Raw genomic sequence first — 22,600 nt, 5'->3', positions numbered from 1 at the left:
TTCCCCTTTGAACCGCAGCAGTTACGGATGTCGGCGGTTTTCTCCGTCCAGGCGGATTGGAGCAGCCAAATATAAAATTCGCTCCATAAGTCTTGCCGCTTTTACTTCTTCCTTTTCTCCCCTTTGCGAATACGTAAAATGATGCTTCAGCTCATCAGGTGAGAAATTAGACGAAAAGAAAGTCGGCAGCTGCTGGGACATTCTGTGCTGAAGCACTGTTCCGATGACTTCATCCCTAACCCAGCTCGTCATTGATTCCGCTCCGATGTCATCAAGCATCAATACGGGTGTTGTTTTGACCATATTGAGCTTCTCTTCCAATGACTTGTCTTGCAGCGAATTCTTAAGCTCTCTTACAAATTCGGGCACATAGACGATCATCGAGGAATACTCTTTTTCCGCCAGCTCATTGGCAATCGCAGCGAGCATAAACGTTTTTCCTACTCCGAATTTCCCGTATAGATACAGTCCTTTCCCTTTTCCCGTCTCATTATAGCTTTTCAGAAAATCCGTCACATGCTGGAACATCGCGAGCCTGCTCGGGTCACTGATATCAACTTGCTGGAAAGTCGCTCCGAGAAGATCCTGCTGGATATACATGCTTTTCATAAGGGACTTCTGTTTTTTCTGCTTATCGAGTTTCCGTTTAACCGGACATTCATAATACTCAATATCAATAGATTGGCCATTGACAACAAGCTTCGGATGGTAGCCCTCCAATAAATTGTTGCAATCTTTATCTTCCGAACAATAGGAGCATTTCTTGCTTTGCCCGATATATTCATAAAGCTTGTTTAAGCTCTTTTCGATCATTTTTTGATCAATGGTTTCTTCATTTTCCTTCAAAAATGCCTGAACATCTTGATCCTTCATGACTTTTCCCTTCATTTGTTCAAGACGTTTTTGGAAATCCGGCCTGCCGGTTACGCCCTGCAGGGAACGGCCGATTGGTTCCATCTATTTCTTCACCCCGCATCTCTGTCTTTAATAGGCAGAGTATTTTTTCAGCTTCTTCATTTCTTCCATCATCTTTTTCTTCTGTTCTTCCAAGTCCTGCGGATGCAGCTTCTCCTGTCCGGATTCTGACTCGGAGGCTGTCTCTTTTTCTCCCATCCAGTCAGGAAGTTTTTCTTCGCGAATCACTTTTTGGTTTCGTTTCGAAGGCTGATTTGCTTTCCCTTCAGCCCATTCAAGGTATTGGCGGTTTTCTTCTATCGCGAGCTTCATCGCTTCTCTGACCGTTTTTACCTTTTTGCGCGCCCAATGCGAAGCGATTTTTTGGATATAATTTTTCGACAGCTTCATGTCGGTTTTCAGCATGACATAATAAATTAACACATTTGTAACGCCTGGCTCGAGCTTCTGTTCAAACATAATTTCTTCTATGATTTTCAGGTCAGCTTTTGACGGCTCTGTTCCGTCGGCAATGTCCTGCAGAAGCTTCTTCGGAGAAATCGTCTCCAGCAATGCGATCAGCTTCCCGTCCAGCGAATCCTCTTTCGCCGGTTTTTCGCCTTCTCGCAGATGCACCGGCTGTGTTTTTTCAACGACGTCTGGCAGCTGTCCGTTTCTTTCGATTTGATACCAGTCGCTAGCCGCTTTTCTTAAAGCCTCCGACGTAATAACGTCACGCTCATCAATTGCGCTCATCACGACATTTTGCATCTGCAAAGGGTCTATACCGTACAGATAAGAAAGCTTTTTGATTGTGTCCCGCACCTGCTGGGTCATCGCTTTTCTCGGAATCATCGTCTCAGAAAGTCCCGCTAAAAACAAATCAAAATCAAACACATCCTCTGTTATGGTGTAGGACGGAGCATGTCCGACAGAAGTATATTCTGTGCCCTCCGCAAGTCTCACCGTTTCCTCCATGTCAGATGTAAGCTTCCATTCACTCGGCTGCAGCGATTCAAACGCATGATTAAACGGCCGCGTAATGTCCTTCGCATCCTCTGAAATGGCCGGATGCGTGAAAAATTGTTTTAATTGCTGGTATTTTGTTTTTCCGACTCTATTGTACAGAAAAACATTCAGCATCCCGTCTTCAAAAAACTCATTTGGCCTGAGCGGCGGAAGGAGTTCATATATAAAGAGGCGCTCCTGCCGCTCGGATTCTTTCATATATACTTTTAGCAATCCGATGCCCTCGAGCTTCCCTTGTTCCTGATGGATCGTTTTTAAATTAGACTGTGTCATCCCCATCAGCTGTCTATGTGTGGACTCGCCGCCCCACAGACGGTTTTGTTCCAGCTCTCCCCACAATGTCATATAAAGTGAGAATGCAACAGGGCCGATTAAGGGCTGGTACAGTTGTGTGATTATTTGTCTGTCTATATCCTGAAGCATCGATCTGCTTTTGACCGCATACGGATCTACAGGCAGTACATCTTTCCAATAGTCAGCCATACATTCTCAAACCTTCCGAATTTGTTTCTACCTTTCATTTTACACCGTTTCTTATATCTATCAAATGCCAATTTTGCACATGAGAAAAGAGCTAGAAGAATCCTCTTAGCTCTTTTAACGCTCTTTCTTTATTAAGTCTTTTAATTCGTCGATAAAGACGTTTATATCTTTAAACTGCCGATAGACAGACGCGAACCGCACATATGCGACCTCATCAATCTTAGCCAGCCGATCCATGACCATTTCTCCGACGAATTCGCTTTTCACCTCAGAGCAGCCTTGATTGCGAAGTTCTTTTTCAATATCAAAGCACATGTCTTCAAGCGTTTTGAGTGGAACGGGTCTTTTTTCGCATGCTTTTATGAGGCCGCGCAGCATTTTTTCTCTGCTGAATTCCTCCCGCACGCCTTCTTTTTTCACGACGATGAGCGGGGTTTCCTCCACTTTTTCAAAGGTGGTAAACCTGTAATGGCAGCATTCGCACTCGCGTCTTCGGCGAATGGATTTCCCATCATCCACAGGCCGTGAATCAAGGACCCGCGTTCCGTTATGCTGGCATGAAGGACATTTCAATAAAATCAGCTCCCAACTATTTCGTTCCCTGGAATGTATTTTCGGCAGCCTCCGCCTTTTAAAAATAAATGTGACAGCCATCTGTCAGGAGAGCCGTTGTGAGTAAAGCTGTATCTACAGCATCAGGTGGTTTGTGAAAATCTCTTTCTATTTTACAAAAAAAATGCAAAAAGAAAAAGCTGACCGCCCTTGTTTGTTTATAAAAATAAAAGGAGCATAAGCTAAAAAGCGCATAACGGCTTTCTAGCTTCAGCTCCCTTTGTGTTCGTGTTTACTTTATAGTACTTTCGCTTGCGCCTGTTTAATTTGCACAGGCCCCATTCCTCTCGGTATTTCAATGTTTTCTCTTGTATCAGCATGTAATGCCTCTGCGATATAGTCAGCAGCGACATTAGGATCTAAGTCTCCACAAGTATAAACATCAATGCTCGCATATCCGTGTTCAGGAAAACTGTGAATAGTTAAGTGTGATTCAGAAATAATCACAACTCCGCTTACGCCTTGCGGTGCAAATTTGTGAAATGCAACCTCGCGCACCTCAGCACCTGATTTTAGAGCAGCATTTACAAACGTTTTTTCAATAAAATCCATGTCATTCAGCTTATCAAAATCGCATCCCCATAGCTCGGAGATAACGTGACGCCCCATTGTTTCCATAGTCATGGACCCCCCTTAACAAGAATTAAAAAGTGAAATTCCAACAACTGGGTCGGCCATTTACCACGGGGGAAAGTTAGTCCGGAGAGGTCCTAACCCTTTAAGTAATTCCGAAACAGTCTCAAGCAAGAAGTTCACGAAAAATAGTATACTGTGTTTAAGTCTAATTTGCAAGGTGCGTTTTTTTAGAAATATGCTGTTAAGGGTTTTTTCTTCAAAATATGTCCACGACCTTATTTTATACAGCAGACGGATGTTTCATTCGTGCCGCTACATGGCGGATCAGATCAACGACTCTGCACGAGTAGCCCCATTCGTTGTCATACCATGCGAGCACCTTTACTTTACTCCCTTCCATTACCATTGTTGTCAGCCCGTCAATGACCGCAGAATGCGGATTCGTATTATAATCAGTCGAGACGAGCGGTTCATCTGAATAATCAAGCACGCCGTACATCGAAGTTTTGGCAGCCCGTTTAAATGCCTCGTTTACCTCTTCAGCCGTCACATCCATTTTCAGATCGACAACGAGATCAACCAATGAGACATTCGGAACCGGGACACGCAAGGCGAGGCCGTGAAGCTTTCCTTTCAGATGCGGCAGCACAAGCGAAAGCGCCTTTGCCGCTCCTGTTGTCGTCGGAATGATGGATTCACCGCATGCCCGCGCCCGTCGCAAATCTTTGTGCGGATTATCAATATTTTTCTGGTCATTCGTATACGCGTGAACTGTAGTCATCAGCCCGCTCTCAATGCCAAACTCTTCATCCAGCACTTTTACAACAGGCGCAAGGCAGTTGGTCGTGCATGACGCATTTGAAATAATGACATGGCGGTCAGCGTCGAATTGGTCCTCATTTACTCCCATCACAATGGTAACGTCTTCATTTTTTCCCGGAGCAGTCAAAATGACTTTTTTTGCGCCCGCTTCTATATGGCCCATCGCTTTATCCTTTGAATTAAACTTCCCTGTTGCTTCGACGACTATGTCAATATCAAATTCCCGCCAAGGCAGCTGTTTTGGATCACGGCTGTTTAACAAAAGCACTTTCTTTCCATTTACAATCAGGCTGTCTTCACCGGCCACAACCTCTTTGTCGTACCTGCCGTGATTTGTGTCATACTTTATTAAATGAGCCAGCGTTTCTGCGGAATAGCTGGCGTTAATGGCCACTACTTGAATTTGATCGTCTAACATCGCTTTTCTAAAAACCATTCTTCCGATTCTTCCAAACCCGTTTATCGCTACTTTTACCTTCATGTTGGACACCCCTTATCAATTATGCCATCCTAATTTGTTGTTATCTGAAATTAGTATAACACATTAAAACGAATTCGCCAGTACATCTTAATAAAAATCAACGATTATAACGCTAATTTATGATGCATGATATCTTTTCTTGCACACAATTTCAGTCCTAAGAATCAAAAAGCTGCCAGCGCTCCGCAAAAGGGTTTTAGATATGCTGTGTGATTGGGGGGGCGAACCATATCAACAGAGTGGACGGGGATACATTTTCAGTGTTAAAAGAAATTGTGCTCAACAATAAGTTAAACAGGAATCATAAACAATGGGGGCAGTCAGTTTTTTTGCGTGCTATTGAGCATCAGGCGCTTTCATTCACTCGTGCTTTTTTTCCGCCGGTTAGGTGGCATAATATGACATATTTCCATTTCCCGCCGATCACTTCAAGCGTCGCTTCAACAGAAATATATATTTCTTCTTCTTCTCCATACAATTCATTCTCCTTACAGGCACCAAAAAGTGACTTATAGTTCTTAAAAGTACGTACTTTTCTTTCTTGACGATATCTTTCATAATCACGTTTGCCGGCTGATTTGAATCTGCTCTTTTTATTTATCTAGCTTGCTCGGCAGAATTTCAATCATACAGCACAAAGGAGGAACATGATGACTTCAGCCAATAAAAGCAGCATTCCTGCACTTCTGACCTATGATCAATCAAGTGGAATTTCACCCGCGCCTTACACAAAAAGAGCTGATGGTATACTGCAAAAAACAAGGCATCCATATGGAAGCTCGGTCACCTTTCATGCAGGGGCAGCTGCTGGACCACCCTGTACTGGCTGACATCGCTCAAACATATAACAAATCTGCAGCATGGCATCATTATGATTCCTAAATCAACGAAGGAACAACGCATGAAAGAAAACGCCAGCGTATTTGACTTTGAATTAACACAGGATGACATGAATCGCATCGATGCGCTGAATGAAAACCTGCGCGTCGGTCCTGATCCGAACAACTTTGATTTTTAATCACAAAAAACACCGTTCATATTGAACGGTGTTTTGCATTATGCCCAGCTGCTGATAATGTCATCAAGCTGCTGCTTAGTCTCTTCGAGCGTGCCGCTGTTATCGATGACTTGATCTGCTCTTGCTGTTTTTTCCTCTAATGGCATTTGAGCGCGGATTCGGCTGATCGCTTCTTCCTTCGTCAGCTGGTTGCGATTCATCAGGCGCTCGAGCTGAAGCTCTTTTGTGACACTAACCACAATAATTTTATCAACTAAAGATTCCAATTTGCTTTCGAACAATAACGGGATATCTAATACAACAAACGCTTCCTGATTTGCAATGGCTTCATCACGGCGCTTAAGCATTTCCTGCCTGACTGCGGGATGAACAATTGCATTTAAAGCAAGGCGCTTTTGTTCATTTGTAAATACCAGTGCCCCAAGCTTTTTTCTATCTATATCACCGTTTGGGAGCAGAATGTCTTCACCGAATTCGTCAATGATTTGCCGGTGGGCAGGCGTCCCTTTTTCTACCGCTTGTTTGGCGATGATATCTGCATCTATAACTGTTATTCCTTTTTCAATCAGCATATTGGCTACCGTGCTTTTGCCGCTGGCTATTCCTCCCGTTAAACCAATGACTAAGGTCAAGAGATCCACTCCTTTTTACAATTTCCAGAGCCCAATCGTGATCAGCAGAAGCCCCGGCAAAAACGCCATTTTATCAATCCATTTCCACTTAGACAGAAAATGGCCGGCGTTAATTCCGATTGATACAAACAGCGAGCTCATAATGGCCACGGCGATGCTCATCATAATCGGTGAAAAACCGAGAATGGCTGCGCCTATACCTGCTCCGAAGGCATCAATCGATAAGGCAAATCCCAATAAGACCGCCTCGATTCCATTAATCACACCCGATTTGTCGATATCCGCACTCATAGGTTTTCTCAAAATATGAATCACAATCCCTAATGACCGAACCTCTAAATTAAGCAGCGTTTTTTCATGCAATAAGTATTCTTTGTCTTTTGCCGGTTTGAAAAATTGATACAGAATCCATACACCAATTCCGACCAATATCAAACCGCCAAGCTTCTCCGTCACATATACAGGAAAAAACTTTGTAAGAAAGCTCCCGATCAGCATGGATATAAACATGACAGCACCGGAACAGCAGGCGATAACCAAAATCGCTTTAAACGGTATTTTCATTTTTCTCAATCCGTACGTAAATCCGACTGAAAAACTGTCCAAGCTGACAGCCAACGCCAGCAGCAGTATAGAAACCATTTGCATATCCGTTTCTTCCTTTCTGTTGGTGCTCTTGTATCAGATGTGAAATGCCCGGGATTCATCACAATCATGTATATGGTAAAGTGAAAAATCCGTGTTTCGAAAATGGCATCCTCTATTACAGAGTTACTGATATATGCACCGACAGCTTGGACGATGAAGCATTATGCTACTATTTTTTCTGGCACTCCGCGCAAAAATGCGTGCCCCTGCCTCCGACGACAATTTTTGAAATCATCGTTCCGCAATTTTTGCACGGCTCGTCTTTTTTTCCGTACACAAAATGCTGCAGCTGGAACATTCCGATTTCCCCTTGGGAGTTGATATACGAACGGACTGTGCTGCCGCCCGCGTCAATTGCCTCCTGCAGGGTGTTTTTGATTTCAGCGTGAAGTGTTTTGACTGTTTTGTCTTCTAATTCATTTGCTTTCGTCTCAGGATGGACCCCCGCTCTAAAAAGAGCCTCGTCCACATAAATGTTCCCAAGTCCGACAACCGTTTTCTGATCCAGAAGAGCGATTTTGACAGCGCGGTTAGTTTTGGCAAGCCGTTCTTTTAAATATGCACTCGTAAATTCTTCTGCATCCGGCTCCGGCCCTAACTGAGAAAGCGGGAGCTCGCCCGCTTCCTCTCCCGGTTTAAATAAGTGCATGGTTCCAAACTTCCGAACATCCCTGTAACGAAGCTGGGTTCCATCTGTCATCGTGAATATGACATGCACGTGTTTATCGTCTGGCTCTGTCGCTTGATGAAGCCCGTATTTCCCTTCCATTCGCAGATGGGAAACCATGACATAATGTTCTAAATGAAACAGCAAAAACTTTCCCCGTCTTCCGATAGACTGTATCGTTTCTCCTGCTAGATTTCGCGCAAATTCCTCCGGTTCGGCAGGACGTTTGATGATATTCGGCCATCTGATCTCTACCGCTTTGATTGTTTTTCCCTTTACAAGCCCGGTCAGAGTGCGCCGGACCGTTTCAACCTCTGGTAATTCCGGCACATCCATCACTTCCTATCTCTGTTTATTTCGCATCGTACCAAGATGGGCCTGATGAAAAGTCCACCTTTAACGGCACATCTAATGCAAGCGCGTGCTCCATCACTTCAGGAACAAGCTTTTCAAGAATTTCAATTTCTTCCTGAGGCGCTTCAAAAATCAATTCATCGTGTACTTGAAGCAGCAGTCTTGCCTGCAATTGCTTTTCTTTCAGCTTAGCAGCCATATCAATCATGGCTTTTTTTATAATATCAGCGGCGCTTCCCTGAATTGGTGTGTTCATTGCCGTCCGCTCCGCAAAACTTCGGATATTAAAGTTGCGGCTCGTCAGCTCAGGAATGTAACGGCGGCGTTGCATAAGGGTTGTTACATAGCCTTTTTGCTTAGCGTCCTGAACCGAGTCCTCCATGTACGCCTTTACACCTTGGAAGCTTTCCAAATAACGGTCGATGAATGCTCCAGCTTCCTTTCGTGTAATGCCAAGGTTCTGTGACAGACCGTAATCGCTTATGCCGTAAACGATGCCAAAGTTGACCGCTTTCGCCTGGCGCCTCATGGCGGATGTCACTTCATCCTTAGAGACATGAAACACATCCATTGCCGTTTTCGTATGAATATCCATATCATTTGTGAAAGCTTCGATAAGATTTTCATCCTTTGAAATATGGGCTAGCACCCGCAGCTCGATTTGCGAATAATCAGCTGCAAAAATGAGCCAGTCTTTTTCAGACGGAACAAAAGCTTGGCGGATTTTGCGCCCTTCTTCAAGTCTGATCGGAATGTTTTGCAAATTCGGATCAGTAGAGCTGAGGCGGCCTGTTTGCGTTAACGCCTGGTTAAAGCGTGTGTGCACCTTGTGTGAATCCGGTCTCGTCACCTTTAAAAGCCCCTCAATATACGTCGATTGAAGCTTGCCAATTTGTCTGTACTGCAAAATATAGTCGACAATATCATGCTTGTCTGCCAGCTTTTCAAGCACATCGGCAGACGTTGAATAGCCTGTTTTCGTTTTTTTCACGGCAGGCAGGCCGATCTTTTCAAACAAGATGACACCAAGCTGTTTAGGAGAGTTGATATTAAACGGTTCTCCCGCAATCTCATGGATTTTTTCTTCATATTCTTTCAGCTTCGCGCCCAGTTCTTCACCCATCCGTTTTAAACGGTCAACATCAACCTTGACGCCAGTTGATTCCATTACGCCCAGAATAAGCGCAAGAGGCATTTCAAGCTCTTCAAACAGTTTAAGCTGATCGTTGTTCTCCAGCTCCTGAACGAGTTTCTCCCGAAGGCTTTGAATGGCTAACGCTTTTCTGACAAGGTGCTCAGACAGTTCATTTTCTGACGGCACTGCCCGTTTTGCTCCTTTGCCGTAAACTGATTCATCGCTTTGAACGATATGCAAGCCGTAATCCTTAGCCACGCTTGCGACGTCGTCATATGAATTGCCGGGGTTGATGATATAAGCCGCAAGAAGCGTATCAAACTCCGCCCCTTTCAGTTCAATGCCCTGCCAGCGCAAAGCGACAACAGCCCGCTTACTGTCGAAAACCCATTTCTTCTGCTCGTCATTTTCCACCCATTCTTTAAACACCTCAGACTCCACGGCAATGTCTTTCGGAATAAAATAAGATCCCGTTTCATTTGCGATCGAAAATCCGAGAATCGGCTCTTCGTGATAATTGTCGCCAATCTGTTCAACGACAAAAGCGGATGGAGAAACCAATATACCGCTTGTTACGTCTGTGACGGTTTCGACGTTAATTTCTTCTAACGCCTGATCCTGCTCCGCTTCTTCACTGTCTTCCCCAAGACGTTCAAGAAGCGTGCTGAATCCAAGATCTTTAAAGATGGAAATGACCTGTTCACGATTAAAGCCTTGATATTCCAAGCCGGGAACGGATACCTCAATCGGCGCGTCCGTCATGATCGTCGCCAGCTCCTTGCTCATCAATGCCTGATCCTTAAATTCCTCAAGCTTTTCCTTCAATTTCTTTCCGCTCACCTCGTCAATGGACTCCAGCAGCTTTTCAACGGAGGCGAACTGTTTTAATAGCTTAATCGCTGTCTTTTCTCCTACGCCGGGCACACCCGGAATATTATCTGAGGAATCGCCCATCAGACCCTTCATGTCAATGATTTGTTCAGGCGTAAGCCCGTATTTCTCTTTGACGTGCTCCGGTGTGTAAAATTCAACATCGGTAATTCCTTTTCTCGTAATGGCAACTGTCGTTTTGTCTGTTGCCAGCTGAGTTAAATCCTTATCTCCTGAGAAAACCTTTACTTCAAATCCGTCTTTTTCAGCCGATTTGGCCAATGTGCCGATAATATCATCGGCTTCGTATTGTTCCAGTTCGTAGCGGCTGACCTGATACGCATCCAGCAGCTCACGGATAAACGGCATTTGTTCGGAAAGCTCAGGCGGGGTTTTCTGTCTGCCGCCTTTATATTCTTTAAATGTGCCGTGACGAAATGTTGTTTTCCCGGCATCAAATGCAACCAGCATGTGCGTCGGTTTTTCATCCTCAAGCATCTTCATCAAAATCATCGCAAAGCCGTATACGGCATTCGTATGAACACCTTTATCATTGCTTAACAGCGGCAAGGCAAAAAACGCTCGGTAAGCCAAACTGTTTCCGTCTACAAGCACTAATTTTTTTCGTTCCGTCATTCAATATCCTCCTAAGAAGCCTCAGGCTTCCGTTCATCTCTTACATAGTCATTCGCTCCTCTTATTTTAACAAAGTTCAATTTGAAAGGAAAATGACGTGAACTAAAAGAGAAGACACAAAAAAAGGACGGGAACACAAAAAGGTTCCCGCCGTCAAAATTGGCTCCTTGGATGAAGGGGTTCTACTACATCCTACCAGCATAGGTTTAACAGTGCATGAAGATATTGTTAAACCTTTGTAAACATTAGGCGGATTTTTCAGCAGCACGTTTCAGCGTCACGGTAAAGACGGTTCCCCGTCCAGGCTCGCTTGTGACATCGATTTTCCCTTCATGAGCCTCTATTAAATGCTTGACGATCGCAAGGCCTAGGCCTGTTCCGCCAGAATTCCTGCTTCTGTCTTTATCTACACGGTAAAAACGTTCGAAGATACGCGGAATTTCTTCTTTCTGAATTCCGATTCCGGAATCGGCCACTTCAATTTGAATGTCTTTTTCTCCGGGCTTTACATTGATAGCTACAGAGCCCCCCTCAGGCGTGTAGGTTAACGCATTGTTTACGAGATTAAGAAATACTTGTTTCAGCCTGTGCGGGTCACCCGATACATAGAGCGGGTCTTTCGGGACATTCAGTTGTAAGGAGATTCCTTTCTCATCGGCCTTATGCTTTAGAAGCGTTTCAATTTCACTAAGCATTTTGGCTGACTCAAACTTTTCGATGCTGAGCATGAAATTTTGCTGCTCTATTTTTGAGAGATCGAGCAGATCCTGAACCAAAGACTGAAGCCTTTCGCTTTCCTTTAGAATAATAGAGAGAAAATCAGAAAGCGCCTCTTTGTCCTCCATCGCCCCGTCCAATAACGTCTCCGTAAACCCTTTAATAGACGTAATCGGCGTTTTCAGCTCATGAGATACATTGGCCACAAAATCCTTTCTCATCTGCTCTAATTTCTTGGTCTCCGTCATGTCATGGAAAACGAGCACAATTCCTTTCCATTCATCGTCCGGTCCCATAATCGGAACGCCGTCAACCTCAAAATAACGCCGTTCAATCTTGATCGTAAGCCTTAACAGCTTGCATTTCTTTGTCTCCGTCATAAAAATGTCTTCGACAAGCTGGATCACTTCTTCATGTTCAAATGCATCATGATAAAGACGGCGCAGCATCTGATTCGGATTGATATGGAACTGCTTGGCGTAAGACCTGTTCACGAGATTGATAAAACCTCTTCCATCAATCATAATCAGCCCGGAGCCGATATTTTCAATGACTGTTAACAGCCGGTCTCGCTGCATTTCTTGCGTTCTCGTCATTTCCATCAGATCAACGGCAAGGCTATTCATCACACGGCCGAGCTTATCAGAGCGCCTGATATAGCCGCCGTACGTTCTGGCATCATAGTTTCCCTTGGACAGTTCTGTTGCTACGTTTGTCGCTGCTTCAATTGATCTTTTGTAACGTGAGGTCATGCTGGAATAAAAATAAATAATGACGATAAATGCGGTACAAAGACTGGCCGTCAGCATCCCCCACATTTCGCCTTTCAAGCCGTAGCTTTTTTCAGAGGCAGAAAGCAGCACATATCCTGTTTTTTCACCTTCGCTTCTAAGCGAAAGTCCGTAATAAAGCTTGTTATCCGCTTTTGAAAGAACACCCTCATGGCCAGAAACAAGCGCCTGCACCTTTTGAGAATCTGCCGCTACCCCGTTTGACCCGTACAGCACCTTGCCGTCTGTATCGATAACGGATGCGCTCACATCGAGCGCGCCGCCTGCATCTTTAATGATTTTCTTATTTTCTTGATCATTCAGATTGCCGGCATCAAGAAGCGAAGCCATGTATTTGGCTTCTTTTTCAATGTGTTCCTCTGCTTTCCTTTGACCAGTTGTTTCAAAGAGCTGCTGCAAAAACAGCCCGAGGACACTAAACACCAGAATCATACAGACTACAAGTACAGAAAAAAGGCGCACACGGTATTTATTCATTCATTTTTGGCTCCTCCAGTTTATAGCCCAATCCCCTAATCGTTTTGATATAGATCGGTTTTTTTGTATTGCTTTCAATTTTGTCGCGGAGATGGCTGATATGCACATCAACAATTCTCGTATCTCCGGCAAAATCATAATTCCAGACAGCGCTCAGCAGCAAATCTCTCGTCAGCACTCTGCCTTTATGTCTGCCCAAATACAGCAGCAGTTCGAACTCTTTCGGTGTCAGCTCAAGCTGATTTTCTTTAAAGTACGCTTCATAATGATCAGGCAGAATTTTCAGTTCGCCAATGACGATCTGGCCTTCCATTTCATCATTCTTCATTTCACTAGAGGGCGCAGCCATTTCGGAACGCCTTAAAATCGCTTTGACTCTTGCATTCACTTCCCTTGGACTGAACGGCTTGGTCATATAATCATCAGCACCGAGCTCGAGTCCTAATACTTTGTCGAATTCCTCATCCTTTGCTGTCAGCATTAGAATCGGAAACATCAGTTTTTGCTGTCTCAGCTGCTTGCACACTTCGATTCCGTCCAGTTTTGGAAGCATCACATCCAGCACAATCAAATCAGGCTTCTCTGTTTCCGCTTTTTTGAGTGCTTCTTCCCCGTCCGAGGCGGTAATGACATCATAGCCTGACCGTTCCAAATTGTACTGCAAAAGAGTAACAATAGATTCTTCATCATCCACAACTAAAATTTTCTTGTTCATGCTGTGCCTCCAGTATTAAATTCCCCGACATCCTATTTCTCTATTTTATGTCATCTTAACATGTTTCATGATTTTATTTTAGCGAAAGCAGGATATTCCGGCAATTCGCCTTTTATATCATTTTTAAACGAAATAAAGAATCATTTGATAACGCTTACATTTATAACAAAAAGAGAAAGGCTCTATCAAGCAAGCCTTTCTCTCTTTTTACTAAGATAATACTTTCATGACATTTTTGACAGATTCAACTGATTGATTCAGCTGTGCTCTTTCATAGTCTGTCAGTTCAAGTTCAATGATTTGCTCAAGACCGTTGCCGCCTACAATTGTAGGAACGCCAAGGTAGATGCCTTCATAGCCGTATTCTCCTTCAAGATAAGCAATTGTAGGAAGGACGCGGCGCTGATCTTTCAAGATCGCTTCGACCATTTCTGCCAGAGAAGCCGCAGGCGCATAGTACGCGCTTCCGTTTCCAAGAAGATTCACGATTTCGCCTCCGCCTTTTCTTGTGCGCTCCACAATGGCGTCAATCCGTTCTTTCGGGATAAGAGTTTCAAGCGGGATACCGCCGGCATAAGAATAACGCACAAGCGGCACCATATCGTCACCGTGTCCGCCAAGAACGAAACCTGTCACGTCTTTGACTGATAGGTTTAATTCTTCTGCCACAAATGTTCTGAATCTTGCCGTATCAAGCACACCGGACTGGCCGATGACGCGCTCTTTAGGGAAACCTGATTCTTTGTACACCGCGTATGTCATTGCATCAACAGGATTTGTCAGCACCACAATGATAGATTCAGGAGAATATTTCACGATTTCTCGTGTAACGCTTCTCATAATTTTTTCGTTTGTAGAGACTAGATCATCTCTGCTCATACCAGGTTTTCTTGCGATACCGGCTGTAATGACAACAATGTCAGAACCCGCTGTATCCTCATAATTGGATGTTCCAGTAACTTTCGCGTCAAAGCCTTGAACCGGGCTTGCTTCAAGCATATCAAGCGCTTTTCCCTTTGTCGGGTTCTCCAGTTGCGGAATATCAACAAGCACAACGTCTGCCAATTCTTTTTGAGCGATTAAAAATGCGGTTGTCGCTCCGGTAAAACCTGCTCCGATAACAGAAACTTTTTTACGAGTATTTCCCATGTCTCTCTTCTCCTTTATGGCTAATTTTAGGCTGTTTCCTTGCTTAGTCCATGTTTTTAATCAGTTCTTCACCAAACTCTGAACATTTCACTTCAGTCGCGCCGTCCATTAATCTGGCAAAATCGTAAGTTACGACTTTAGAAGCGATTGTGTTTTCCATAGATTTGATAACCAAATCAGCCGCTTCATTCCATCCTAAATGCTCAAGAAGCAGAACGCCTGAAAGAATAACTGAAGATGGGTTTACTTTATCAAGGCCCGCATATTTAGGAGCCGTTCCGTGCGTCGCCTCAAAAATCGCATGTCCTGTTTCATAGTTAATGTTCGCTCCAGGTGCAATACCGATTCCGCCGACTTGTGCAGCAAGAGCGTCAGAAATATAGTCTCCGTTAAGGTTCATTGTCGCAACAACATCAAATTCGCTTGGACGTGTTAGAATCTGCTGAAGGAAAATATCAGCGATGCTGTCTTTGATAATGATTTTGCCTGCTGCTTCTGCTTCGCTTTGCGCTTTATTAGCGGCATCTTTTCCGTCTTTTTCAGCAATGCGGTCATATTCAGCCCACGTGAAGACTTTTTCGCCATACTCTCTCTCTGCAAGTTCATAGCCCCAGTTTTTGAAGGCGCCTTCTGTGAACTTCATGATGTTTCCTTTGTGAACAAGCGTTACAGACTTGCGGCCGCGCTCGATCGCATAATCAATTGCTGCTCTGACTAACCGGCTTGTTCCTTCTTCAGAAACAGGCTTAATGCCGATACCTGATGTCTCAGGGAAACGGATTTTGTTGACGTTTAACTCATTTTGCAAGAAGCTGATGAGCTTTTGCACTTCTTCAGAACCTTTTGCGTACTCGATGCCTGCGTAAATATCTTCTGTATTTTCACGGAAGATGACCATATCAGTATCTTCAGGGCGTTTTACCGGTGACGGCACCCCGTTAAAGTATCTTACAGGTCTTAAGCAGACGAATAGGTCAAGCTCTTGTCTGAGCGCTACGTTCAAAGAGCGGATACCTCCGCCGACAGGTGTCGTTAACGGCCCTTTAATCGCGATGAAATATTCACGGATAACATCTAATGTTTCAGCTGGCAGCCACTCACCTGTTTTATTATAAGCCTTTTCTCCGGCATAAACTTCTTTCCACGTGATTTTCTTTTCGCCTTTGTATGCTTTTTCAACTGCTGCTTCCAAAACCTTTGAAGCAGCGTTCCAAATATCAGGACCGATTCCGTCTCCTTCGATAAACGGGATAATCGGATTGTTTGGTACGTTTAATACTCCGTTAGAGACTGTAATTTTTTCACCTTGTGCCACAATAAAAACCTCCCAGTATGTAATTCATATTTAGAAAACATTTTATTTTTCTTCTATAAAAAACAAAATGATTTTTCCCAATATTCAATTTAAATTGTAAACCACTTTTGCTGTTCTGAACAAGAGGCTAACTTCATTAACGCAAGCCAGCCTCCAATGGTTCTTTAGGCTCTTTCGTCAATCGGAACGAAAGTTTGTTTGTCAGGGCCTGTGTAATCTGCGCGCGGGCGGATTAGACGGTTGTTGTCATACTGCTCAAGAATATGAGCGATCCAGCCGGACATTCTGCTCACAGCAAAAATGGGTGTAAACAAATCATGGTCAATGCCGAGGCTGTGGTAAACAGAAGCCGAATAGAAATCAACGTTAGGCGGCAGCTTTTTCTCTGATGTGACGATCTCTTCTATACGAATCGACATCTCATACCATTTGCTTTCGCCTGTCAGGTTGGTCAGTCGCTTGCTCATTTCTTTTAAATGTTTGGCGCGCGGATCGCCATGCTTATAAACGCGATGGCCGAACCCCATTATTTTTTCTTTCTTTTCCATCTTGGTGCGAACGTAAGGTTCTGCATTCTCCACTTCGCCGATCTCTGTCAGCATTTTCATGACAGCTTCGTTTGCACCGCCATGAAGCGGCCCCTTAAGTGCGCCGATCGCTGCAGTAATTCCTGAATAGATATCCGAAAGTGTTGCAACGCAGACCCTCGCTGTAAACGTTGACGCGTTCAGCTCGTGATCGGCATGTAAAATCAGTGCTTTGTTGAAGGCTTCGACCTCAATCGGCGAAGGCTCTTCTCCATTTAATGTGTAGAGAAAATTCTCGGCAATGCCGTAATCTTCTCTTGGCTCAACGGGTTCAAGACCCTTGCGGATTCTGGAAAACGCTGCAACCAAACCAGGCACCTTTGCCTGAAGGCGGATCGCCTTTCTGTAGTTGGCTTCCGGGTTCATGGTATCAGCCTCGCTGTCAAACAGGCCTAGTAAAGAAATCGCTGTCCGAAGAGCAGCCATGGGATGAACATTTTCGAGGGAATAAGATTTGAAGTGCTCAATAATTTCTTGCGGAACGGCAGCTTCTTTTGCTAACTGCTGTTTTAACTCACCAAGCTCTTTTTTGTTTGGCAGCCTTAAGTGCCAAAGTAAGTAAATGATTTCTTCAAAGCTTGCATTCTCTGTCAAATCATCGATATCATACCCCACATATGTAAGGGTATCATCAATAATAGAACTCACAGATGATGTTGTTGCTACAACCCCTTCAAGACCGCGTGTCGCTGTCATATATAACATCCCCTTTTCAATAAATTTCCCCTTTAAGAGTGTTGTAAAAACATGAGGCTAACTTAAAAAGCATGATGCAAGTATTTCTCCCCCCAAAAAAGAAAATGCTTACATTTTAATGCCTGCTGGTACTGAAACCGCTTGCTTATGAAAGACCATAACAAATTCTTATAAGCTTATTTAAGTTTATGCCTATTCTCATTATAAACAATAATCAGACATTTGTTAAATGTTTACCTATAATTTTTTTTTTTCATTCTGTGATTTCCCCGAAAAAACGCCTTTATTTGCGGGTTTTTGCATATAAAAAAAAGCGGCTTTCGGGCCGCTTTTTTCATGAAGAGAACAGTTTTACAATCTGCATGGCAATATAAGCAATCCCCGCTCCGATCAGCGGTCCCACCGCCACACCGCCAAAAAGCGCGACTGCGAGAATGGTCCCGATCACGAGAGCAGTTGTAATATGCGGGTCATTTTCCAGCAGAGTCAGGCCGTTTTTGGCAATCAGCGCCACTGCGATTCCCGCTCCCAAGGCGATCCATGCATAGGAAGACCGCATTGCTTCTCCAAGCTGCTTGAACCCGATTTCTCCCGTTGCAATCGGAACAAGAACGGCGATGGTAATAACGGTCACACCCCAGTTAATGCCTTTTGACTGGATGGTTGGTAATAATTTCTGATCAAGTCCAACGATTTTGATGATCAAAAGGACGGATACAGCAAAAAGCAATGATTGATTTTTTGCGATAAGTGCGATAGCCAAGAGTAAAATTAAAAATAAATTCGCTTGTGTAAACACATGCCATCCCTCCTTTAAGATGTATGTATTCATATTCAGCCAGAGCGTGAATATATATATAAATAGGACATGCTGACGGGAGGAGGACCGTTTTCGTGAACCAATCTTATATCACTATTTTCTTCAGAACCCTCTTTGTCATATCAATTACCGCAGGATCGATAGCTGCGGCCTATTATTCGTTTCCGTTAACTTATCCGTTCCTGATCGCCCTTATTCTTTCATCAGCGATTCATCCTGTTGTCGACTATTTGGACAAAGTGACAGGATTCCCCCGAACGATAAATGTTCTGGGCGTGCTTGCTTTTTTTCTGCTCGCAGCCTTTGGTGTACTCACCATTCTAGTAGCCGAAATCGTCACGGGAACAGCCTATCTTGCAAAAACGCTGCCTCCGCATATCAGCACGTTTATCTCATATTGCGAAAAATTGTTTACGACTCATATCCAGCCGCTCTATAACGAACTGACCCTTTTGTTTCAAGAATTGGAGACCAATCAGCAGGCTTCCATCGTCACTCATATTCAGACACTCGGTGATTCCGCGGCTAAAAATGCCGGACTGCTGCTGTCCCACATATTAGAAATGATCCCGAGATTTTTCGCGCTTCTTCCAAATACAGCGGCTGTTCTCGTTTTTTCTCTTTTGGCAACTTTTTTTATGACCAAGGATTGGCACAAGCTGAAAGCCATGTTCGTTTCGATTCTGCCGGATCGGGTTACAGCCAACAGCAGAGCGATCAGCAATGAATTAAAAAAAGCAATGACCGGTTTTATCAAAGCGCAGGCCGTTCTCGTTTTCATTACGATGATCATTGTATTTATCGGCCTTTCTCTCTTAAAAGTTGAACATGCCGCAACAATTGCTTTTTTAATAGGGCTTGTTGATCTTCTCCCTTATTTGGGGGCGGGCTCCGTATTTGTGCCGTGGATTTTGTATTTATCGATTACAGGCCAGCTGCCTCAGGCAATCGGAATCGGCATACTGTACCTTGTTGTTCTTATTCAGCGGCAGCTGACAGAACCTAAAATACTTAGTAAATCAATCGGGATCGATCCGCTGGCAACGCTCATCGCCCTGTTTGCCGGTTTTAAATTATTCGGGTTTTTAGGACTCATTGCCGGGCCAGCTCTTCTCGTCATGATCCAGGCTTTCATCACAACAGGCACATTAAAGGAAATATGGTCCTATATCACCGTTCAGCAAAAATAAAACAGCAGCCCATTTTTATGGCTGCCGTTTTTTATTTGATGATGATCCGTTTGTTCTTCGACATTCCTCTCAGCCATTTGAACAGAATCGGCTTACACCAGCTGCGGGTAAACGGGATAAGCAAACAGGCGCCGGCCAAATCTGATAAAAAGCCCGGAAGCATCAGCAAAAGACCGCCAATGAAAATGCACAGGCCGTCAGCAATCGCTTCCCCCGGCATCTGGCCATATTGAAGATCACGCTGAACCTTGTAATACACTTCGGTTCCTTGTTTTTTTGCAGCTGCTGCGCCGATAATGCCCGTCAGAATCATTAAAAAGACCGTCGGCAAAATGCCGATCAGCTTGCCTGAAAATAGGAATATCCCGATTTCTAATGCCGGAAACACAATAAAAAGCAAAAATAAAAATCTCATATCCGGGCCCCCCCACACGTGTAACACACCTCTGTTCAACATAAGGCAAGATAAAGAGAAAAGGAAGGGATTCCCCTTCCGTTTTCACCTGTGACTAAAGAACGCTCGCACGGCCTTGGTAGACTGCGCCTCTGGATGCGTCAACTGTAATATCCTGGCCGTCTGCTAAAGTAGATGTCGCATTTTCCAGCCCAACGATAACCGGAATGCCGAGGCTTAATCCGACTACCGCAGCATGGCTTGTCAAGCCGCCTTCTTCTGTAATAAGAGCAGACGCTTTTTCAAGAGATGCAATCATATCACGGTCAGTGCTTTTTGTAACAAGTACCGCACCGTCAGTCATTTTTTGCTCAGCTTCTTTTGCATTTTGTGCAATGACAACCGGACCGAAAGCTGATTTGCGTCCGATGCCTTGGCCTTTAGCGATGATATCGCCGACAGTGTAAACTTTCATTAAGTTCGTCGTGCCAGACTCACCGACAGTGCCTGCTGTAATGACGATCAGATCGCCATTTTTTACAAGTCCGCTGTTCAATGATTTTTGGACAGCATCCTCAAGCATCTCATCTGTTGTGTTCGCATTTTGGCCGCTTTCCGCAAATACGCCAGATACGAGCGCAAGTTTTCTGGAAACAGAATCATTTACAGTAACCGCAATAACCGGCGCCTGCGGACGGTATTTCGCGATCATGCGCGCAGTATGGCCGCTTTCAGTCGGCGTGACAATCGCAGCTGCCTCCAGATTGATCGCTGTGTGCGCGACAGATTGTCCAATTGCGTCTGTTATCGTCATGCCTACTTGATCTCTGCGTTTTGAAAGAATTTCTTTATAATTTAAAGCTTCTTCAGAACGGGACGCGATGTTGTGCATGGTTTGAACCGCCTCAACCGGATAGCTTCCTGCAGCTGTTTCACCAGAAAGCATGATCGCATCTGAGCCGTCGAAGATCGCGTTTGCAACGTCACTTGCTTCCGCACGGGTCGGACGCGGGTTGCGCTGCATGCTGTCAAGCATTTGTGTCGCTGTAATAACAGGCTTGCCAAGCGCATTGCACTTTTTAATCAGGTCTTTTTGCACAAGCGGCACTTCTTCAGCTGGGATTTCCACACCTAAGTCTCCGCGTGCAACCATTAAGCCGTCAGACACTTCAAGAATAGAATCAATGTTATCAACGCCCTCTTGGTTTTCGATTTTAGGGATGATTTGAATATCCTGAGCATTGTGCTCTTCTAGAAGCTCACGGATTTCAAGCACGTCCGTAGAACGGCGTACGAAAGACGCTGCGATAAAGTCTACTCCTTGCTCAATACCGAAAACGATGTCTCGCGCATCTTTTTCAGTGATACCAGGAAGGTTGACACTTACGCCCGGTACGTTAACACCTTTTTTATTTTTGAGTGTTCCATTGTTTAATACTTTTGTTTTGATTTCGCGTTTAGCGGCATCAACATCAAGTACTTCAAGGCCGATAAGTCCGTCATCTAACAGAATCGTTGAACCTTGTCCAACGTCATCGACTAAACCTTCATATGACACTGAAATTTTGTCTGTTGTCCCTACAACCTCGTCCATTGAAACGATAAGCTCTTTGCCTGTTTCAAGCTCAATGCCGCCGTTTTCCATCGTATGTGTGCGGATTTCCGGACCTTTTGTATCAAGCAGGATACCAACGTTTTTACCAAGTTTTTTGCTTGCTTCACGGATATTTTTAATTCTTGCGCCGTGCTCCTCAAAATCTCCGTGAGAAAAGTTCAAACGAGCCACGTTCATTCCTGACTCCATTAATTTCGTAAGCATTTCAATACTTTCACTTGCCGGACCGATGGTACAAACAATTTTAGTTTTTCTCATTTGGTTCACTTCCTTCTGAAATCTTCAGCCTTCAGCTGCACATTAAATAGACAGTTCTTTTGAAAGCTGATACATGTTTTGCTCTACTGTGTGTTTTGTATTCAGTATTTCTATAATATCATGGTCTACAAGCTTATTGTTTTGTATACCCACACAGCGTCCGCCTTTTCCTTCAAGCAGCAGTTCAACTGCATATGCGCCAAGACGGCTTGCCAGCACGCGGTCAGCAGCGCTCGGAGAACCTCCGCGCTGAATATGGCCCAATACAGATACCCTAGTTTCAAGATTTGTTTCTTCTTCAATGCGTTTTCCGAATTCAACACCGCTGCCTACACCTTCGGCAACAATAATAATACTGTGCTTCTTGCCGCGTTCGTGGCCGCGTTTTAAGCGGCCAATGATTTCGTGCATGTCGTAGTCTGCCTCAGGGATTAGGATTGATTCCGCGCCCCCTGCAAGGCCGGCCCACAATGCGATATCACCGGCATGGCGGCCCATTACTTCAATCACATATGTACGTTCATGAGAAGTCGCTGTATCGCGAATCTTATCAATTGCGTCAATTACTGTATTTAAAGCTGTATCGAAACCGATTGTAAAATCAGTACCCGGAATGTCATTATCAATTGTACCCGGTACACCTACACATGGAAACCCATGTTCCGTTAATTTTTTCGCACCCATATAGGAACCGTCTCCGCCGATGACAACAAGACCTTCAATACCAAGCTTCTTCAAGTTCTCTATCCCTTTTTCACGGCCTTCAACCGTTTTGAATTCAGGACATCTTGCCGTATAAAGCTTTGTTCCTCCGCGATGTATAATATCGCCTACAGATCCGAGTTCAAGCTTTTCAATCTTTCCGCCGATCAATCCTGAGTATCCGTTGTAAATGCCGTAAACTTCAACGTCATGATAAATCGCTTTTCTGACTACTGCGCGAACTGCTGCGTTCATTCCCGGGGAATCCCCGCCGCTCGTTAATACCCCTATACGTTTCATTCTCCATTCACCTCAGC

General features: G+C 44.4%; 18 protein-coding genes and 4 pseudogenes. 3 read left to right on the top strand and 19 right to left on the bottom strand.

The annotated features are described in order from the left end of the window. Positions 1-21: 21 nt before the first annotated feature. From dnaI to ACY3LV_RS10460, 5 genes are all read right to left on the bottom strand, one after another. Positions 22-957, bottom strand: coding sequence for a primosomal protein DnaI (dnaI, locus tag ACY3LV_RS10480; protein WP_464863744.1), 936 nt, complete (start codon positions 955-957; stop codon positions 22-24). Positions 958-984: 27 nt separating this feature from the next. Continuing rightward, positions 985-2,406, bottom strand: a complete 1,422-nt coding sequence (dnaB, locus tag ACY3LV_RS10475; RefSeq protein WP_464863743.1) for a replicative helicase loading/DNA remodeling protein DnaB — start codon at positions 2,404-2,406, stop codon at positions 985-987. Positions 2,407-2,520: 114 nt separating this feature from the next. Beyond that, on the bottom strand, positions 2,521-2,979 hold the full coding sequence (nrdR, locus tag ACY3LV_RS10470) for a transcriptional regulator NrdR (protein ID WP_087992410.1): 459 nt from the start codon (positions 2,977-2,979) through the stop codon (positions 2,521-2,523). 276 nt (positions 2,980-3,255) lie between these two features. Further along, a complete protein-coding gene (gene speD, locus ACY3LV_RS10465) occupies positions 3,256-3,636 on the bottom strand; it encodes an adenosylmethionine decarboxylase (protein WP_003223584.1) in 381 nt (126 codons plus the stop codon). A gap of 238 nt (positions 3,637-3,874) precedes the next feature. Continuing rightward, on the bottom strand, positions 3,875-4,897 hold the full coding sequence (locus tag ACY3LV_RS10460; protein ID WP_333561472.1) for a glyceraldehyde-3-phosphate dehydrogenase: 1,023 nt from the start codon (positions 4,895-4,897) through the stop codon (positions 3,875-3,877). Positions 4,898-5,090: 193 nt separating this feature from the next. On the opposite strand from ACY3LV_RS10460, the pseudogene ACY3LV_RS10455 reads away from it, so the two are divergent. Next, positions 5,091-5,196 (top strand): annotated as a pseudogene (locus tag ACY3LV_RS10455) (winged helix-turn-helix transcriptional regulator); the annotation flags it as partial. A gap of 27 nt (positions 5,197-5,223) precedes the next feature. On the opposite strand, the pseudogene ACY3LV_RS10450 reads toward ACY3LV_RS10455, so the two are convergent. Continuing rightward, a pseudogene (locus ACY3LV_RS10450) lies at positions 5,224-5,354 on the bottom strand (winged helix-turn-helix transcriptional regulator); the annotation flags it as partial. A 233-nt stretch (positions 5,355-5,587) separates the two neighbouring features. Between ACY3LV_RS10450 and ACY3LV_RS10445 the strand changes: the two are divergent. Continuing rightward, positions 5,588-5,915, top strand: a pseudogene (locus ACY3LV_RS10445) (aldo/keto reductase); the annotation flags it as partial. 38 nt (positions 5,916-5,953) lie between these two features. On the opposite strand, the gene coaE reads toward ACY3LV_RS10445, so the two are convergent. The 10 genes and pseudogenes from coaE to ACY3LV_RS10395 all read right to left on the bottom strand — a co-directional run bounded on the left by coaE (position 5,954) and on the right by ACY3LV_RS10395 (position 18,103). Beyond that, on the bottom strand, positions 5,954-6,547 hold the full coding sequence (gene coaE, locus ACY3LV_RS10440) for a dephospho-CoA kinase (RefSeq protein WP_464863742.1): 594 nt from the start codon (positions 6,545-6,547) through the stop codon (positions 5,954-5,956). A gap of 15 nt (positions 6,548-6,562) precedes the next feature. Further along, positions 6,563-7,213 (bottom strand): annotated as a pseudogene (gene ytaF / locus ACY3LV_RS10435) (sporulation membrane protein YtaF); the annotation flags it as partial. A 151-nt stretch (positions 7,214-7,364) separates the two neighbouring features. Continuing rightward, a complete protein-coding gene (mutM, locus tag ACY3LV_RS10430) occupies positions 7,365-8,192 on the bottom strand; it encodes a DNA-formamidopyrimidine glycosylase (RefSeq protein ID WP_464863741.1) in 828 nt (275 codons plus the stop codon). A gap of 22 nt (positions 8,193-8,214) precedes the next feature. After that, positions 8,215-10,857, bottom strand: coding sequence for a DNA polymerase I (polA, locus tag ACY3LV_RS10425; RefSeq protein WP_464863740.1), 2,643 nt, complete (start codon positions 10,855-10,857; stop codon positions 8,215-8,217). A 245-nt stretch (positions 10,858-11,102) separates the two neighbouring features. Beyond that, positions 11,103-12,842 carry a sensory box histidine kinase PhoR gene (gene phoR / locus ACY3LV_RS10420; protein ID WP_464863739.1) on the bottom strand — a complete coding sequence of 580 codons (1,740 nt, stop codon included), beginning with the start codon at positions 12,840-12,842 and terminating at the stop codon, positions 11,103-11,105. After that, positions 12,835-13,557, bottom strand: a complete 723-nt coding sequence (gene phoP / locus ACY3LV_RS10415) for a two-component system response regulator PhoP (RefSeq protein WP_148962319.1) — start codon at positions 13,555-13,557, stop codon at positions 12,835-12,837. Before phoP ends, phoR begins: the two co-directional genes overlap by 8 nt. A 210-nt stretch (positions 13,558-13,767) precedes the next feature. After that, positions 13,768-14,706 carry a malate dehydrogenase gene (gene mdh / locus ACY3LV_RS10410; RefSeq protein ID WP_087992418.1) on the bottom strand — a complete coding sequence of 313 codons (939 nt, stop codon included), beginning with the start codon at positions 14,704-14,706 and terminating at the stop codon, positions 13,768-13,770. 43 nt (positions 14,707-14,749) lie between these two features. Further along, positions 14,750-16,021: an NADP-dependent isocitrate dehydrogenase gene (gene icd, locus ACY3LV_RS10405; protein WP_148962320.1), complete on the bottom strand. Its 1,272-nt coding sequence runs from the start codon at positions 16,019-16,021 to the stop codon at positions 14,750-14,752. Between the two features lie 164 nt (positions 16,022-16,185). After that, positions 16,186-17,304, bottom strand: a complete 1,119-nt coding sequence (citZ, locus tag ACY3LV_RS10400; RefSeq protein ID WP_333561476.1) for a citrate synthase — start codon at positions 17,302-17,304, stop codon at positions 16,186-16,188. A 334-nt stretch (positions 17,305-17,638) separates the two neighbouring features. Beyond that, a complete protein-coding gene (locus ACY3LV_RS10395) occupies positions 17,639-18,103 on the bottom strand; it encodes a DUF441 domain-containing protein (protein ID WP_087992421.1) in 465 nt (154 codons plus the stop codon). 95 nt (positions 18,104-18,198) lie between these two features. On the opposite strand from ACY3LV_RS10395, the gene ytvI reads away from it, so the two are divergent. After that, positions 18,199-19,314: a sporulation integral membrane protein YtvI gene (gene ytvI, locus ACY3LV_RS10390; RefSeq protein ID WP_333517304.1), complete on the top strand. Its 1,116-nt coding sequence runs from the start codon at positions 18,199-18,201 to the stop codon at positions 19,312-19,314. A 31-nt stretch (positions 19,315-19,345) separates the two neighbouring features. On the opposite strand, the gene ACY3LV_RS10385 is transcribed toward ytvI, so the two are convergent. From ACY3LV_RS10385 to pfkA, 3 genes are all read right to left on the bottom strand, one after another. After that, positions 19,346-19,729, bottom strand: coding sequence for an FxsA family protein (locus tag ACY3LV_RS10385; protein WP_333561477.1), 384 nt, complete (start codon positions 19,727-19,729; stop codon positions 19,346-19,348). Between the two features lie 94 nt (positions 19,730-19,823). Next, complete coding sequence (gene pyk / locus ACY3LV_RS10380; protein WP_333561478.1) at positions 19,824-21,581, bottom strand: pyruvate kinase; 1,758 nt, start codon at positions 21,579-21,581, stop codon at positions 19,824-19,826. Between the two features lie 42 nt (positions 21,582-21,623). Beyond that, positions 21,624-22,583: a 6-phosphofructokinase gene (gene pfkA, locus ACY3LV_RS10375; RefSeq protein WP_087992425.1), complete on the bottom strand. Its 960-nt coding sequence runs from the start codon at positions 22,581-22,583 to the stop codon at positions 21,624-21,626. Positions 22,584-22,600 lie beyond the last annotated feature (17 nt).

This window comes from Bacillus sp. 11C (assembly GCF_055486375.1).
Note: the sequence above shows the minus strand (reverse complement) of the source record. Positions and strands in the feature narration are given on the sequence as shown.

Coding starts and splice junctions, on each gene's coding strand:
- dnaI (WP_464863744.1), bottom strand. CDS start 957: ATGGAACCAATCGGCCGTTCCCTGCAGGGCGTAACCGGCAGGCCGGAT.
- dnaB (WP_464863743.1), bottom strand. CDS start 2,406: ATGGCTGACTATTGGAAAGATGTACTGCCTGTAGATCCGTATGCGGTC.
- speD (WP_003223584.1), bottom strand. CDS start 3,636: ATGGAAACAATGGGGCGTCACGTTATCTCCGAGCTATGGGGATGCGAT.
- ACY3LV_RS10460 (WP_333561472.1), bottom strand. CDS start 4,897: ATGAAGGTAAAAGTAGCGATAAACGGGTTTGGAAGAATCGGAAGAATG.
- polA (WP_464863740.1), bottom strand. CDS start 10,857: ATGACGGAACGAAAAAAATTAGTGCTTGTAGACGGAAACAGTTTGGCT.
- phoR (WP_464863739.1), bottom strand. CDS start 12,842: ATGAATAAATACCGTGTGCGCCTTTTTTCTGTACTTGTAGTCTGTATG.
- phoP (WP_148962319.1), bottom strand. CDS start 13,557: ATGAACAAGAAAATTTTAGTTGTGGATGATGAAGAATCTATTGTTACT.
- mdh (WP_087992418.1), bottom strand. CDS start 14,706: ATGGGAAATACTCGTAAAAAAGTTTCTGTTATCGGAGCAGGTTTTACC.
- citZ (WP_333561476.1), bottom strand. CDS start 17,304: ATGACAGCGACACGCGGTCTTGAAGGGGTTGTAGCAACAACATCATCT.
- ACY3LV_RS10385 (WP_333561477.1), bottom strand. CDS start 19,729: ATGAGATTTTTATTTTTGCTTTTTATTGTGTTTCCGGCATTAGAAATC.
- pyk (WP_333561478.1), bottom strand. CDS start 21,581: ATGAGAAAAACTAAAATTGTTTGTACCATCGGTCCGGCAAGTGAAAGT.
- pfkA (WP_087992425.1), bottom strand. CDS start 22,583: ATGAAACGTATAGGGGTATTAACGAGCGGCGGGGATTCCCCGGGAATG.